Below are 15,308 nucleotides of genomic sequence, written 5' to 3' on the forward strand. Positions count from 1 at the left end.
ACCCGCGCCCCGGTCGGTTCAGGTGCGGGCCGCGAGGCGTTCGCGTTGGGGGATCACCGTGTACCTGGGGTCCCGGGCCGAGGCCATGCCCGCGGCGAAGACGCCGAAGCGCGTGCACACCGAGCCCGCGAGCAGCGCCGCGCCGGCGGCGGCGGCGGTGATCCGGCGTGCGGTGGGCCCGACCGTCCGGGCACCGGACACGGCCGCACCGAGTGCGCCGGCAGCGGTCAACACCTCGGCGGCCCGGATCAGCCGCCCGGCCCGGCCCCGGCGGTACGTTTCGGCGACCACGCCCATGCGGGCCCGCATTCGGTGCGCCGCGGCCAGTTCCACGACCGCGCCGCCGACCGCGGTGCGCCGGGCCGGACCCGCCTGGCCGGGCGGGGTGGCGAGCAGGGCCAGACCGGACGCCGCGCTCGCGGCCGATCCGGCGAAGACGAACGGAAGTTCGCGGTGACCCTCGTGCCACGCCGGTACGGCGGTATCCGCGAACAGGACCGCCGTATAGGTGGCGACGGCCGGGCCGAGCAGGGCCGCGCCGGCGGTCGCGGTGCGCCCGACCCGGGGGAGCAGGCCGCACACGTCGGTGACCGCGGCGAGCCCGGCGGCGGGGCCGTACGCCGCGAGCAGCCATGAGCCCATGCTCATCGGCGACGTCGGCTTGAACACGCGCAGCATGTTCGCGAAACGTTCCGGCCGGCCCAGGTCGTGCACGAGGGCGACGGCCGACATCGAGATCCCGCCCAGCGCCGCGACCTTGCCCACCCGCGCGAGCGCCGGGCGTCCGGTCGCCTGCGCGCCCGCCGCCAGCAGCGAGGACGCGCCCGCCAGACCACCCAGGAAGATGTAGCCGGCGATATCGGTCGCCGCCCACACCGGAGCCTTGACGATCGGTCGCCCGTAGTACGACGTGGTCTCGACCTCGGGGACCATCCGCGTCTCACCGCGCGTCATCGCCGTCCTCCCCGGGACGCGAACGCGGCCGCGACCCCGGCCGCCAGGGTGAGCGCCGCCGCACCCGCGTGCCGCCACATCGCGGGCAGATCGCGCGTGGTCACCACCGGATCCGGCGGCAGACCGTAGACCTCGGGCTCGTCCAGGAGCAGGAAGAACGCCCCGTCACCGCCCACCCCGTCCGCGGGATCCTCGCCGTACAACCGCGCCTCGGGCACACCGTCGGCATGCAGATCGGCCACCCGCTCCCGGGCCGCCGCGCGCAACTCGTCCAGCGGCCCGAACCGGATCGACTCGGTCGGACACGCCTTCGCGCAGGCCGGCTCGGCCCCCACGCCCAGCCGGTCGTAACACATCGTGCACTTGAACACCCGTCCGTCCTCGGGGCGTTGGTCGATCACGCCGTACGGACAGGCGGGAACGCAGTAGCCGCAGCCGTTGCAGATGTCCTGCTGGACCACGACCGTGCCGAATTCGGTCCGAAACAGCGAACCGGTGGGGCACACGTCCAGGCACGCCGCGTGCGTGCAGTGCTTGCACACGTCGGAGGACATCAGCCAGCGCATGCCATCGCCGGCCGGCGTGGAGGCATCGCCGTGCGCGGCCCGCACCGGCCGGTCCTGCTCGATGAACGCGACATGGCGCCACGTGCTCGCACCCAGGCCCGCGCTGTTGTCGTAGGACATCCCGGTGAGTTCGAGACCGTCCTGCGGGATGGCGTTCCACTCCTTGCACGCCACCTCGCACGCCTTGCACCCGATGCACACCGACGTATCGGTGAAGAAGCCCATGCGCGGCGGGTGCGCCTCGCCCCACCCGGCCGTGCCCGCCGGATCCCCCGGCCCGTCCGCGGGATCCCTCGGTGCGCGCCCGATCCCGCCGATGAACTGCGCCATGTCAGACCTCCGTTCCGGTTCGCTCGGTGATCCCCGCCCGGCGGCGATACCCGGCGACGAACCGCAACAACTCGGGCCCGCGCGGGCGCCGACCCGGTCGGATGTCCGCGCTCATCGCCTTGACCTCCTGGATGTGCACGTTCGGATCGAGCGTGATCGAGGCCAGCTCGTTGGCCGCGTCGCCCCGGCTCATCCCGTTGGGACCCCAGTGGAACGGCAACCCGATCTGATGCAGCGTGCGTCCGCGCACCGTCAGCGGCCGCATCCGTCGCGTCACCATCACCCGGGCCTCGATCGCGGTCCGCGCGGTGACGATCGTCGCCCACCCCATGTGCTCCAGGCCGCGCTCCGCCGCCAACTCCGGCGACACCTCGCAGAAGAACTCCGGCTGCAGTTCGGCCAGATAGGGCACCCAGCGGCTCATCCCACCGGCGGTGAAATGCTCGGTGAGCCGATGCGTGGTCACCACGAACGGGAACACCTCGCTGCCCGGCTCGTCCCCGCTGGGATGCGAGCGATTGTGCCGACGAGCGAACACCTGACGGACCGGGTTGCGCGAGTGCTCCGGGTGGAGCGGGTTCACGAACGGCGAGTCCTGCGGCTCGTAATGGGTGGGCAACGGCCCGTCCACCAGCCCAGCGGGCGCGTACAACCAGCCCTTGCCGTCCGCCTGCATGATGAACGGATCGTCGCCCGCCAACGCCTCGGCGCCGCGCGCTCCCTCCGGGGGCCGGTAGTGCGGGGACTTGTCCGGCGGGAAGTCCGGCACATCCGGACCGGTCCACCGCCCCGCCTGCTCGTCCCACCGCAACAACGCCTTGCGCTCGCTCCACGGCCGACCGTCCGGATCGGCGGACGCCCGGTTGTACAGGATCCGCCGATTCGCCGGCCACGCCCACGCCCACTCCGCCGCGAGCCAGTCCTGCTCGGTGTGCGGCTTGCGCCGCGCGGCCTGGTTGACCCCGTCCGCGTACACCCCGCAATAGATCCAACAACCGCACGACGTGGACCCGTCGTCGGCCAACTCGGTGTAGGCGGACAGGTGTTCGCCGTCGGGTCCGAAGCCGTTGATCTCGGCCAGGATCGCCTCCGCGGCCGGGTCGTCGTAGCGTCCCTCGGTCGGGTAGTCCCAGGTCAGATCGAGCACCGCACGGTCCATCGGGTCGGTGGAGTCGGCGAGTCGCGCGCGGATCAGCCGGCCCAGGTGGTACACGAACCACAGGTCGCTGCGCGCGTCGCCGCTCGGTTCGACCGCCTGGTGATGCCACTGCAACCAGCGATTGGTGTTGGTGAACGAGCCCGACTTCTCGGTGTGCGACGCGGCCGGGAAGAAGAACACCTCGGTGCCGATCTCCTCGGTACGCATCTCGCCCGTCTCGATCTCGGGACCGTCCCGCCACCACGTCGCCGATTCGATCAGCGAGAAATCGCGCACCACGAGCCAGTCGAGCTCCGCCATCCCCATGCGCTGCATGCGCGCGTTCGCCGAACCCACCGCCGGATTCTCACCCATCAGGAAGAAGCCCTTGCAGACCCCGTCCAGTTGGGCCAGCACCGTGTCGTAGGTGCTGTGCGAACCGGTCAGGCGTGGCACATGACCGAAGCAGAAGTCGTTCTCGGCCGTGGCCGCGTCGCCGAAATACGCCTTGAGCAGACTCACCGTGTACTTGCGCATGTCCGCCCAGTAGCCCTTCTCGGCCACCATCGTCTCGATATAGCTGTCGAGGTCCTCGTCCACGTGCGCGTGCGGCATCGGCAGATAACCCGGCAGCAGATCGAACAGGGTCGGGATGTCGCTCGACCCCTGAATGCTGGCGTGCCCGCGCAGGGCCTGGATGCCCCCGCCGGGCCGACCCACATTGCCCAGGAGCAACTGCAGGATCGAGGCCGTGCGGATGTACTGCGCGCCGACGGAATGTTGCGTCCAGCCCACCGCGTACACGAAGGCGGAGGTGCGCTCGCGACCGGAGTTCTCGGTCAACGCACGACACACCCGCAGGAACGTCTCGGCGGGCACGCCGCACGTCTCCTGGACGAACTCGGGTGTGTAGCGCGCGAAATGCCGCTTGAGCACCTGATAGACGCAGCGCGGATGGGACAACGTCGCATCGCGCGGCACGTTCGTGTGCGTCGGCGCGCCACCCGAACCGTGCGTCTCGCTGCGCCCGGCCTCGGACACCTTCCGCCGATGCTCGCCCGTGCGGTCGTCGTGGCGCGTGTCCCGGTCGCCCACCGCGGGCTCGACCGGACCACCCTCGTAGGCCCACGAACTCTGGTCGTAGGTGCGATTCTCCACGTCCAGGCCGGAGAACACCCCGGCCAGATCCTCGGTGTCCCGGAAATCCTCGCCGACCAGCTTCGCGGCATTGGTGTACGCGAGCACGAACTCGCGGAAGTCCTTGCCCTCGGTGAGCACGTGGTTGATCACGCCGCCGAGGAAGGCGATGTCCGACCCGGCCCGGATCGGCACATGCAGATCGGCCAACGCACTCGTACGGGTGAACCGAGGGTCGATGTGGATCACCGTCGCGCCGCGTTTCTTCGCCTCCATCACCCACTGGAAGCCCACCGGGTGCGCCTCGGCGTAGTTGGAACCCTGGATCACGATGCAGTCGGAGTGCTGAAGGTCCTGCATGAACATCGTCGCGCCGCCACGACCGAACGTGGTCCCCAACCCCGCGACCGTCGAGCTGTGACAGACCCGGGCCTGGTTCTCCACCTGTACCACGCCCAGCCCGGTGAACAGCTTCTTGATCAGGTAGTTCTCCTCGTTGTCCAGCGTCGCGCCGCCCAGACTCGCGATGCCCAGGGTGCGGGCGACCCGCTTGCCGTCCTGTTCCCACTGCCACGTGTCCCGGCGGGTGCGCACGACCCGATCGGCGACCATGCGCATCGCGGTGTCCAGGTCGAGTTCGCTCCACTCGCTCGCGTACGGCGCGCGATACAGCACCTTGTCCCGGCGGGCCGAGCCGGTGGTGAGCTGGAGCGTCGCCGAGCCCTTGGGACACAACCGACCCCGGCTCACCGGCGAATCCGGGTCGCCCTCGATCTGGACGACGCGTTCGTCCTTGACGTAGACCTGCTGCCCGCAGCCCACCGCGCAGTATGGGCACACCGACGGAACCACCCGATCGGCGTCGGCGATCCGCGGCCGCAGGTCGGCAGTCTCGGCCGAACGCGCCGCGGCGCCGCGTCCGAGCCGGTCGGCGCCGGTGAGCTGGCGTCGGACGGGCCACTCGCGCCACCACCTACGTGGGTCCACATCAGCTCCCTGCCGGTCTTGGTCCACGACCCGAGACGACTACCCGGGGCGGCGGGGGCCATTCCTGGCATATGGCCCAAGCGGCGGTAGCACCGACCGTCCGCGTCACGAACCGGTCACCGGCCCGCTCCCGGCGTGGGGGCATCTGGTAGACGTGTGTCATGACCACCGCCGGCACAAGACTCGAACGGCGCATCCGACGCGACTTCCCCGAACCGGGCTCCGCGCCGGAAGTGTTGCGCATTCTCGACGCCCTTCCGGATGCTGCGGGGCATGACCGGGAGGCATTGCGCAGCGAACGCGTCCGAGCCGCGATCGTCCTGCTTGCCGAGGGCGACATCGGCAGGTTCCGCCGAGCCGTCGAACTCGCCGAGGTGGACTGGCGCGACCTGCTGCTCGACGCGGAACTCGCCGATGCGGATTGGCTCGACCGTCTCGACGCCGAACTCGGCCCGGAGGAACCCGGCGCGTGACACCGACGATTGCGACGGAGCGCTCCCTGCCCGGGATTCAGGGCTGGGTCACGCTCGCGTCGTCGGTGATGTGGAGTTGTGCGTTGTAATCGACTCCGCAGTTCGCGCCGCGTCGGGTTCGTCGTGGTGTGATGGTGAGCCGCGAAACAACCGGCGCGGCGTCGTCGGTACGCACCTGCACCGTGGCCTCCACCGCCTCCGCCGTCAACACCGAGTCGGAAACCGTGCCGACCCGCGCGGCGCCCTCCCGGGCGGGCAACAGCGTCACCGACGGCTCGTCGCACGACGCCGCGCGACAGAGGCGTATGGATACGTCGGTGACTCGATCGGCCAGGCCGGGGGCAATGTCGATCCGCACGGGAGCCGACCAGTGCGCGGCACAGACGACCTCGGAGTCCGACGCGGTACACGCCCCCAGGACGGCCACGGCGCCAAGGATGCCTGCGGTCGTCGATAATCCTCTGCGCACGGTTCGGATCCGTTCATGGTGCCGGTCGGGAGTGCTGATGCGGGTATGGGTATAGCGGACGTTCGCTGCGAGGTTCTGGTTGCCGGAGCATATTTCGCCGACCTGATCTTCCGTGATCTATCCGGCGCGCCCGCCGCGGGGCGTGAGACGTTCGCGGGTGGGTTCGAGATGGTGCCCGGTGGTGCCTTCAACCCGGCGGTGGCGCTGCACCGGCTGGGGAACGACGTGGTCTGGGCCACCGATTTCGGCGAGGACGAGTTCAGCCGGTATGTCCTGGCCGGGGCCCGCGCCGCGGGGCTGGACGAGTCCGGATTCCGGTACCACCAGGGTCCTTTGCGTAGTGTCACGGTCGCGCTCTCGGATGCCACCGACCGGGCCATGGTCAGTTTTCAGGACCCGATGACACCGCGCCCACTGCACGAACTGGTGCGAGTGTATCGGCCGAAGATCCTGGTACTGCCGGAACTGCGGCACGGCCCGGGAGTCGCGGAGACGCTGCGGGTGGTGCGAGATTCGGGCACGTCGATCTTCATGGACTGCCAGGACGTCCCGGTGACGCTGGAGACCGCGACCGTGCGCGAAGTCCTTTCCCATGTCGACGTCTTCGCGCCCAACCTCGACGAGGCACGGCGCCTCACCGGGGCCGCCACGGCGGACGACGCGGCGACGTTGTTGGGCGAACTGGTGGACACGGTCCTGATCAAGCGCGGCGAACAGGGAGCGTTGGCGCTGCGCGCCGAGGGCCGGTTCGCCGTTCCCGCCGTGCCGGTTCGTGTGGTGGACACCACCGGGTCCGGCGATTGCTTCAACGCCGGTTTCGTACACGGCATTCTCGCCGACTGGGAGCTGCCCCGGTGCCTGGCGGCGGCGGTGGCCTGTGGATCGGCGGCCGCCACGTCGCCGGGGTCGGGCGGGGCCCCGGACGCCGAGCAACTGTCCGCGTGGCTTGCCAAGGTCGGTCCCATATCGTCGAGTTGAGCGGTGCGTGCGAGCGGCGCAGGCCACATCTCACCTTTGGTAGTCGCGGCACTCCCCACGGTTTCCCGTACGTGTTAGCGTTCGCTGATCGTCGGTCGACCACGCTCTCCGGCTCATCGGGCGGAGGGCGTTTTGCGTACGTCGACCAACACCCCCTCGTGGGTGCGGTGTTCGAGGCATGCGAATCCGGTCGGTCGGGGGGTACGCGATGGGGGTCCTGGTCACCGATCTGGACGGCACGTTGTTGGGTGGCACGGACGCCGAACGCCGTCGGCTGCACGGGATTCTCTCGCGTCATCCGCGGATCACGGTGGTCTTCGCCACCGGTCGCGGACTGGCCTCGGTGCGCGAGGTGCTCGCCGATCCGCTCGTGCCCAGGCCACGGTGGATCATTGCCGACGTCGGAGCCAGTGTGGCCGACGGCAGGGACCTGAGCACCGTCATGGATGTGCAGTCCCGGTTACGCGAGGGTTGGCCCGGTGCGGCCCGGGTGCGTGACGCACTCTCCGGATTCCCGGCGCTGAGGTACCAGGACGGGGTGGCGCAGGACGGACGGTGTTCCTTCCACCTGCGTCCGGGCGACCTGACCGGCGAACTCGTCTCCGCGGTCGCCGCGTTGGGGTGCTCGTGGGCGTACTCGGCCGATCGGTACTTCGACGTGCTGCCGCCGAGGGCGAGCAAGGGTGCCGCGGTGCGGGCGCTGGCTCGCGCGCAGGGTTGGGCGCTCGCGGACGTGCTGGTCGCCGGCGACTCGCTGAACGATCTGTCGATGTTCGGAATCGGCGCGCACGGCGTGGTGGTCGGTGGCGCCGAACCCGCCCTCGGTCGGGCGGTGGCCGCGGACGAGACGGTGTACCGCACCGAGCAGCACGGCGCGGCGGGGATTGTTGCCGGCTTGCGGAACCTGGGCTGGGTGGCGCCGGAACACGCGTTGGTCGTGGGCTACCACCGGCCACCACGGGTGTGGACATCGACCGGTTGGCGCGCTCCGACCAGCCCGAACGGAATCCTGCCGACCCTGTGTGCGGTTCTGGGCGCCGAACGTGGGGACGACCGCGATGTCTCGGCCCTGTGGGTCGCGGGATCGGTGGTCGACGACGACCTGCCCGATCCGGACGTCGGGGAGCACGGTCTTCGGCCTGCCCTGTCGCTGGAACGCTTCGATTACGCCGCCTGGTCGGCGTACTTCCACCGAGCCTGCAAGGAGATGTTGTGGCCGGCGCTGATGTCGCAGCCGGAACGCATGTGTTTCGACAGCGCGGCCTGGACCGAGTATCGCACCGTGAACCGCCGCTTCGCCGAACACATCGCGGACCGAGCCGCCGAGCGGGGGACCATCTGGCTGCACGACTACAACCTGTGGCTCGTGCCGGGACTGCTGCGTGCCGCGCGGCCGGATCTGCGGGTCGGACTGTTTCACCACACGCCCTTCCCACCGGTGCGGATCTTCGACGCGCTGCCGGTCGCGGCGGAGGTGCGGACGTCCCTGACGGCGCTGGACTGGGCCGGATTCCAGACCGAGGGATTCGCCGCCAACTTCCGGGCCACCCTGGGCGAGAGCGATGCACCGCCGCGGGTGAGCGTGCATCCGCTGGGCGTCGACCGTGAGGCCATCGACGCGCTGGTCCGCGCCCGAGGCCCGCGCGCGCGTTCCTTCGCGGGGCGTCTGGTGCTTTCGGTCGAGCGCCTGGACTACGTGAAGGCCCCCGAGCGCAAGGTCGCCGCCGTCGCCGCCCTCCTCGCAGCCGACCCTGCTCTGCACGGCCGCCTTCGGTTCCGACTCGTCTGCCCGCCGCCCGAATCGGGCATCACCGCCTACGACTCGACCCGGATCGCCCTCGAAGACCGCATCGCCGACGTGAACGATCGATTCGGCACCGCGACCTGGCAACCGGTCGAATACCTTCCGCACAACCTCTCCTTCGTCGAGGTTCTCGACGAGTACCTCGCCGCGGACGTGTTCTGGGTGACCTCGCTCCAGGACGGGATGAACCTCACGGCGAAGGAGTTCGTGGCGGCACAGTCGGCCGCGGGCGGCTCCGGAGTGCTGGTGCTGTCGCGCTACGCCGGAGCGGCCGAGCAACTCGGCCGCGGCGCGCTGCTGACGGACCCGCGCTCGCCGATCGACCTCGTGCGGGTACTGCGGCGGGCGTTGCGGATGCCTCGACGCGAACGACGTGCCCGCATGACTCGGCTGTCCACGGCCCTCGGGCACGAGCACCCCCGACACTGGGCGGCCGGGATCATCGCCGCCATCGAGGGCGGTGCCCCCGACCCGGGCCCACCACCCGTCGCGGCCTCGGCCGCGGGCACCGCCTGACGTCCGCCGGCGCGACCTGCCGGCCGGGCTTGCCACGTCGAACGGAGAACGACCGCGTCCCGTACGGCCGCTGCCGGCGGCCGTACGGGACGCGGAGTGCGCGATGGAGCCGACGACCGGGTCATGTTGACGCCGGAGAGCAGCACCTCCCGACCGTCGGGCAGGGTGGCCTGGCCTTCGAGGAACACCTGTGCCATCCGGGCGAGTCCGTCGGTGCCCACGGTCACGGCCTGGTTCCAACCCCGGACCGGGGCGTGGATCAGGCCCTCCTTCCGGGACACGCCGACGCCGAGCGGGGCCTCGGAGGCGTTCATGTCGAAGTAGTCGCCGTTGACGGCGGCGACGGCCCCGGCGTTTTGGGCCTGTTCCGACACGGTCTGACGAGTCGTCACCTTGCCGGAGGACAGGTAGTCGACGCTCAGGCCCTTGGTGTTCAGGTCCGCGACCAGGACCTGCCCGCGAATCCAGCCGGCCCTGCCGATGCGGTCGAAGGAGGTCAGCGTGAGGCCGGGCGCGACCGGGGTGACCTCGCGCCGGGTGACGACCGACTCGCCGGGACGGTCGAGCACGAGCTCGTGGGTCGGGCCGCCGACCTGCGGCCGCTCGGCGGTCGAGGGGGCCTCGTCGGCCCGGGCCGCGGGCGCGACCGACATGAGACCGGCCACGAGCAGGGTGGTCGGGGCGAGCGTGGCCATCGCCGGGCGGAGGCGGGCCGGGCGAGCACCCAGGAGAGGTGGTGACACGCGGACTTCAACTCCTCGACGCATGCGAGGCCCCACCCACCGGGGACGGTGGCTCGACCTCACGGGGTGGCACGGCCGGGTCGCGATCACCCGACCACGAGCACCCAGTCGCGGTCGAGGAACCCGAATGCCACATTCCGGTTAACCGCCTGTCGCCCGAGGGAGAACACCACTTGCTACTCCCCAGGAATGCGGCGCATCCCACCGAAGCGCCCGGGGACCGACACGGGACGAGCATCGCCCCCGATCTCCCGCCGCTGCGGGAGGCGCGCCGCCCGCCCGTCCGCGAAGGTCCGCCGTCGCCCTTCGGCTCTCGCCCGGCGCCTCGAACACCGAGCCGAACTCGTTGCGGTCAGCGGGTGAGGAAGGAGCGCAACGCGCTGATCAGTGCTGCCGGATTGTCCTCCTGCACGATGTGCCCCGCATTCGGTACGACCGCGAGTCGCCCGTCCGGGATGCGCTCGACCAGCCGTTCGGCGGTGGCCTGGGGGAGCACCCTGCTGCGTTCGCCGCGCACCAGCAGCACCGGAACCGCGGTCAGCCGGGCGGCCAGCCGCTCGATGGCCGCGAGGATGGCCGGGAAGTCGGGTGGGCGCGGATCGGCCTTCGGCACCCAATCGCCGTCGGGCGCACGGCGAAAGAGTGTGCTCATGCGGTAGGCGACCCCCGCACGGTCGGCGCGCGGATTCACCCGCATCGCGGCCTCGACCACCGATTCGAGTGCGCTCACGGGGCCGAGTCCGGCCATGAACGCCCGCACGCGCCGGGTGCTGTCGAAGTCCACGCCGGGTGCCACGTCGACGAGGGCCAGGCGTTCCACCCGGTCCGGCCGCGCATCGGCGACGTGGGCGGCGACCACGCCGCCGAGCGACATGCCGACCAGACGGATGCGATCGAGGCCCAGGTGGTCGGCCGCGGCGACGACGTCGGCCGCCATCGCGTCGATGCGGTAGTTGTCGGACCAGTCGCTGTCGCCGTGCCCACGCAGGTCGAGCGCCACCGGCCGGGCGGCGCCGCGCAGGCCGAGGCAGACGAAATCCCACGTGTGCGCGGTCAACCCGCCGCCGTGCAGCAGGAGCACCGGCGGGCCGGTTCCGCCCCAGTCCAATGCGTGCAACCGGCAGCCGGCACGGGAGAAGCGGATCTCGCGGGGCGGGGTCGGATCGTGGATGGTGACGCCCAGGGTCGCCGCCAGTTCGGTCATCGTCGGAATCGTGAAGTGTGGGTGCACGGTGCCTCCCGCCTTACCTTGAGCAGTCAAGGTAAGGCGAGCTACCTTGAGTGGTCAAGGTAGGCTGTGGCGGTGGCCACCCGAGTACGACGCAACCCCGACGACGCCCGGCGGATGATCCTGGAGGCGGCGAGCAGGTTGCTCGCCGCAGGCGGTCCGGCCGCCGTGCAGGTGCGCGCCGTCGCCGCCGAGGTCGGGGTGTCCGATGCCGCCGTCAACCACCACTTCGGCACGCGCGATCGACTATTGGAGTCGCTGCTGCGATTCGGCGGGACGAAACTGAAGGCCGAACTGCACGCCGTGCTGGGTGCGTGGACCGACGGCCCGATCGACCCCGCCGAGTTGGTGCACGCGCTGGCCGCGCTGTACGCCGACGGCTACGCCGAACTGGCGCTCGCGCTGCATCGGTCCGGTTGGCGGGACACCGGCAGCGGACTGCTCGACGAGGTGGTGGACCGGCTGCACGCCCAGGCGCTCCGACACTGCGCGGTCACGGGACGAACGCCGCCGGCACGCGAGGCGGTCCAGTTGACGGTGGCGGGATTGCACCAGGCCGTTGCGACCGATCCGGTACTGGGCAGTGAATTTCGCAGGAGCGTCGGGCTCGACGAGACCGCGCGGGAACGCATGCTCGACTGGTGGGTCGAGATCCTGCGCACGACCGTTGCCGGACAGGACCCCGACTCGACTCCGCGATGATGTCGCGCCGATGAACCCCCCGCTCTTTGCCGCGCTTTCACCTGGACACCTCTTCGGTGCGACGTTCGACCGAGTGGGCCGCGTCGAGGTGCGGCAGCCGACGCAGGGCCAGGAACAGGCGCAGTGCGAACAGCCCGAGGAAGGCCGCCAGGACCGCGGTCAGGAAGATCAGCGAACCCGCGAGGGCGTCGTCGGCATGACGGGCGGTCTCGACGAGCATGCCGATCAGGGCCGCGCAGACGATGAGGGCGACGTGGTTGGAGGCCCAGAACACCACGGGCGTCATGCGGCGGGGATCGTGGTCGGCGAGCGCGCCGGAACGCAGGCGGGCGATCAGCCATACCGACATCGGCGCGGTGCCGGCCATGGCCGCCCCGACCGGCCAGGGGATCCACCCGGCGAGGGTGAACGCGATCAGTGCGGTGTAGGCGCCGATCTGACACAGGCCGATGATCGTGACGGCCCGACGGGGCCCGAGCAGGACCGGGAGGGTGCGTTTGCCGACCCGGGTGTCGGATTCGATGTCGGCGAGATTCATCACCATCATGCGGGCCGCCTGAAGGACCGCGGTCGGGGCGAGGATCAGCAGGATCAGCCCGGGCACGGTGCCGCCGAGCAGTGACACCGCCACCAGGGGCCAGATGCCGTTGAGGCCCACGGCCACGGTCAGTTCGCCCAGGCCCCGATAGTTGAGGCGCAGCGGTGGCGCGGTGTAGAACCAGGCCAGCGCGATGCCGGCGGCGGCCATCAGGCGAGCGGGGAGCGTGGGCATCGAGACCGCGAGGAACACCGAGCCGGTGAGCAGCACGAAACCGGTGGACAGCGCCACGCTCGGGCGGACCAGCCCGTCGACCAGCGCCCTGCTGCCGCCGGTCCAGGGGGTGTGGTAGCGGTTGGCCCGATCCGCGTCGAGATCGAAGTACTCGTTGCAGTAGTGCGTCATCAGGTGGGTGCCCCAGGCGAAGCCCTGGGCCAGCGCGTACCACCCGAGGTCGATGCGGTGGCCCTCGTGCACGGCCACGGCGCCGCCCAGCGCGACGGGCAGCGTGTTGTAGAGCAGGAATCGTAATCGGGCCAGCCGGATGAAGCCGATCAACTCGGTGCGGGTCACGGCCCGGCTCCCGGGAACGCACCGGGCGCGCCGGGCGCGCCGAACTCGCTCATGACGGATATCCCTTCGGCGCGGTGTCGGTGACCCGGCCGAGATCCGCCTGTGGCGGCCGAGGGTGCTCGACTACCTTCCGTGATGGACAATGCACGACCACGGTAGGCCCGTGACCGGCGTCGGGGAACCCCTCACGGATCACCTGCGGCCCGCGCCCGACCGGGAGCACGGACGCCGCCGACCCGTCCCGAGGGCGCGCGGGCCCCGCCGACGCGCCGCCGGCCCGCAAGGCCCTGGCGACCGCGGTCGGCCGCCGGCGCCGTGCCGACCCGGTGTTCATGTCGGCGTCACGTGCCTGTCGTCGCGTGCTCATGCCGTCCTGCGACGGTAGCCCCGAGTGCTGGTTGTATGGACAACTTTGCGCACTCTCTGAGACCGAGGAGACGCCCATGGCTACCGCCCTGGACATCGGCGGCCTGTCCGCCGTGTGGCTGCGGGACAACTGCCCCTGCCCGCTGTGCCGCGACCCGCGAACCGGGCAGAAGTTGTTCGGGATCACCGACCTACCGCCGGATGCGATCGCCGCCGAAGTCCGCGAGCACGGCTCCGAGGTGGAGATCGTGTGGGCGCCCGACGGGCACCGATCCGTCTACGCCCGCTCGTGGTTCGACGCGCCCGCGGAGCCGGACCCCAGGAGCGAGGACGCCAAGTCGTTGTGGGATGCCGCGGAACTGGGCGCGGAGCGCTTCGAGTTCCCCTGGAGCAGCTACCCGGGGGACCCGGCACCCGCACTGACCGCCGTGCAACGGCTCGGCCTCGCGGTGCTCCGCGACGTCCCCTGCGTCGAGGAGCAGGTACTGGCAGTGGCGGGGACGTTCGGCTTCGTGCGGGAAACGAACTACGGCCGGCTCTTCGACGTCCGGGTCGAGGACCGACCCAACAACCTCGCCTTCACCTCCGTGGCGATCACCCCGCACACCGACAACCCCTATCGCGATCCGGTGCCGACCGTGCAACTCCTGCACTGTCTGGCCAACGAGGCCGCCGGCGGCGACTCCGGCTTCGTCGACGGATTCCGGGCCGCCGCGCTGTTGCGCGACGAACAGCCGGACGCATACCGGGTGTTGGTGCGTACGCCGGTGCCGTTCGAGTTCCGCGACGCGCACACCGAACTGCGGGCGCACCGGCCGATCATCGGCGCGGACGCCGCCGGTCGCATCCGCGAGGTGCGCTTCAACAACCGGTCGATGGGCACCCTGCGGCTCCCGGCCGACGAACTCGCCGAGTTCTACGCGGCCTATCGCGCTTTCGCCGAGACGTTGAACCGGCCCGAATCGATGCTGACGCGGCGGCTGGAGCCGGGCGACTGCGTGGTGTTCGACAACACCCGGGTCCTGCACGCGCGTACCGCTTTCGACGGTGCGGGCAGGCGGCATCTACAGGGCTGCTACGCCGACCTGGACGGCCTCGCCGGCACGTTGGGCGTCCTCGATCGCACGGCGGGGGACGCGGCATGACGCACCGTCGGGAGATCGACACGGCCATTCTCGACGAACTCGCCGACCTTTTCGCCGACCAGGGTGCCGGCGAATACCTCGGCGAGGCGGTCACGATGGCCGAACACATGCTCCAGGCCGGGGCGATCGCCGAGGCCGAGGGCGCCCCCGAGCACCTGATCGCGGCGGCGCTGCTGCACGACATCGGGCACTTCCACGGGCCGCTGACCGGCCGCGACCTGATGGCGGGCGAGGACAACCGGCACAGCCACACCGGCGCGGACCGGCTCGCGAAGCGGTTCGGGCCCGAGGTGACCGAGCCGATCCGGCTGCACGTGGCGGCGAAGCGCTACCTGTGCGCCACCGAGCCGGACTACGCGGCACGCCTGTCGGACGCGTCCGTGTACACGCTCGCCGTGCAGGGCGGCCCGATGGGTGAGGCCGAGGCGCGGGCCTTCGCGGACGGGCCGTACGCGGTCGACGCGGTCCGGGTGCGGCGCTGGGACGAGGCGGCCAAGGACGCCGACGCGCGTGTTCCGGACTTCGCCCATTTCCGGCCGCTGCTGACCGGGTTGCTGCTGCCGTGAACCGTCGGCCCGGTGCGCTCGGCCGCACGGGCCGCCGGGCCGACCGTCCGTTGCCGGGCCGGTTGCCCGCCGCCGGCGCTCGACCGCCCGCCGCC

The 15,308-nt window shown here is 71.1% G+C and carries 12 protein-coding genes; 6 read left to right on the forward strand and 6 right to left on the reverse strand.

Annotated features, from left to right (window positions below):
* Nucleotides 1-18 precede the first annotated feature (18 nt).
* Genes nrfD through fdh form a run of 3 tightly spaced genes read right to left on the reverse strand, consistent with a single transcriptional unit; the run spans nucleotide 19 to nucleotide 5,112 of the window.
* Nucleotides 19-954 (reverse strand): NrfD/PsrC family molybdoenzyme membrane anchor subunit, encoded by a 936-nt coding sequence (gene nrfD / locus ACFZBU_RS18750; RefSeq protein ID WP_391584705.1) that lies wholly within the window; start codon nucleotides 952-954, stop codon nucleotides 19-21.
* On the reverse strand, nucleotides 951-1,850 hold the full coding sequence (locus ACFZBU_RS18755) for a 4Fe-4S dicluster domain-containing protein (RefSeq protein WP_391584706.1): 900 nt from the start codon (nucleotides 1,848-1,850) through the stop codon (nucleotides 951-953). The genes nrfD and ACFZBU_RS18755 overlap by 4 nt, the downstream gene beginning before the upstream one ends.
* A gap of 1 nt (nucleotide 1,851) precedes the next feature.
* On the reverse strand, nucleotides 1,852-5,112 hold the full coding sequence (gene fdh, locus ACFZBU_RS18760; RefSeq protein WP_391584707.1) for a formate dehydrogenase: 3,261 nt from the start codon (nucleotides 5,110-5,112) through the stop codon (nucleotides 1,852-1,854).
* Between the two features lie 161 nt (nucleotides 5,113-5,273).
* On the opposite strand from fdh, the gene ACFZBU_RS18765 reads away from it, so the two are divergent.
* Nucleotides 5,274-5,585, forward strand: coding sequence for a hypothetical protein (locus tag ACFZBU_RS18765; RefSeq protein ID WP_391584708.1), 312 nt, complete (start codon nucleotides 5,274-5,276; stop codon nucleotides 5,583-5,585).
* A gap of 37 nt (nucleotides 5,586-5,622) precedes the next feature.
* Here ACFZBU_RS18765 and ACFZBU_RS18770 read toward each other — a convergent pair whose 3' ends face one another.
* Nucleotides 5,623-6,012: a hypothetical protein gene (locus tag ACFZBU_RS18770; protein ID WP_391584709.1), complete on the reverse strand. Its 390-nt coding sequence runs from the start codon at nucleotides 6,010-6,012 to the stop codon at nucleotides 5,623-5,625.
* 87 nt (nucleotides 6,013-6,099) lie between these two features.
* On the opposite strand from ACFZBU_RS18770, the gene ACFZBU_RS18775 reads away from it, so the two are divergent.
* A complete protein-coding gene (locus ACFZBU_RS18775; protein WP_391584710.1) occupies nucleotides 6,100-7,032 on the forward strand; it encodes a carbohydrate kinase family protein in 933 nt (310 codons plus the stop codon).
* A gap of 208 nt (nucleotides 7,033-7,240) precedes the next feature.
* Complete coding sequence (locus tag ACFZBU_RS18780; protein WP_391584711.1) at nucleotides 7,241-9,352, forward strand: trehalose-6-phosphate synthase; 2,112 nt, start codon at nucleotides 7,241-7,243, stop codon at nucleotides 9,350-9,352.
* Nucleotides 9,353-10,447: 1,095 nt separating this feature from the next.
* Here the strand turns inward: ACFZBU_RS18780 and ACFZBU_RS18785 are convergent.
* Nucleotides 10,448-11,299, reverse strand: a complete 852-nt coding sequence (locus ACFZBU_RS18785; RefSeq protein WP_391584712.1) for an alpha/beta fold hydrolase — start codon at nucleotides 11,297-11,299, stop codon at nucleotides 10,448-10,450.
* Nucleotides 11,300-11,398: 99 nt separating this feature from the next.
* On the opposite strand from ACFZBU_RS18785, the gene ACFZBU_RS18790 reads away from it, so the two are divergent.
* Nucleotides 11,399-12,025 (forward strand): TetR family transcriptional regulator, encoded by a 627-nt coding sequence (locus ACFZBU_RS18790; RefSeq protein ID WP_391584713.1) that lies wholly within the window; start codon nucleotides 11,399-11,401, stop codon nucleotides 12,023-12,025.
* 37 nt (nucleotides 12,026-12,062) lie between these two features.
* On the opposite strand, the gene ACFZBU_RS18795 is transcribed toward ACFZBU_RS18790, so the two are convergent.
* Nucleotides 12,063-13,136, reverse strand: a complete 1,074-nt coding sequence (locus tag ACFZBU_RS18795) for a prenyltransferase (protein ID WP_391584714.1) — start codon at nucleotides 13,134-13,136, stop codon at nucleotides 12,063-12,065.
* Nucleotides 13,137-13,579: 443 nt separating this feature from the next.
* Between ACFZBU_RS18795 and ACFZBU_RS18800 the strand changes: the two genes are divergently transcribed.
* Both ACFZBU_RS18800 and ACFZBU_RS18805 read left to right on the forward strand, forming a co-directional pair.
* On the forward strand, nucleotides 13,580-14,647 hold the full coding sequence (locus tag ACFZBU_RS18800) for a TauD/TfdA family dioxygenase (protein ID WP_391584715.1): 1,068 nt from the start codon (nucleotides 13,580-13,582) through the stop codon (nucleotides 14,645-14,647).
* Nucleotides 14,644-15,213, forward strand: a complete 570-nt coding sequence (locus ACFZBU_RS18805) for a phosphonate degradation HD-domain oxygenase (RefSeq protein ID WP_391584716.1) — start codon at nucleotides 14,644-14,646, stop codon at nucleotides 15,211-15,213. Before ACFZBU_RS18800 ends, ACFZBU_RS18805 begins: the two co-directional genes overlap by 4 nt.
* Nucleotides 15,214-15,308: the final 95 nt, after the last annotated feature.

Source organism: Embleya sp. NPDC008237, from assembly GCF_042956465.1.
Taxonomy (GTDB): Bacteria; Actinomycetota; Actinomycetes; order Streptomycetales; family Streptomycetaceae; genus Embleya.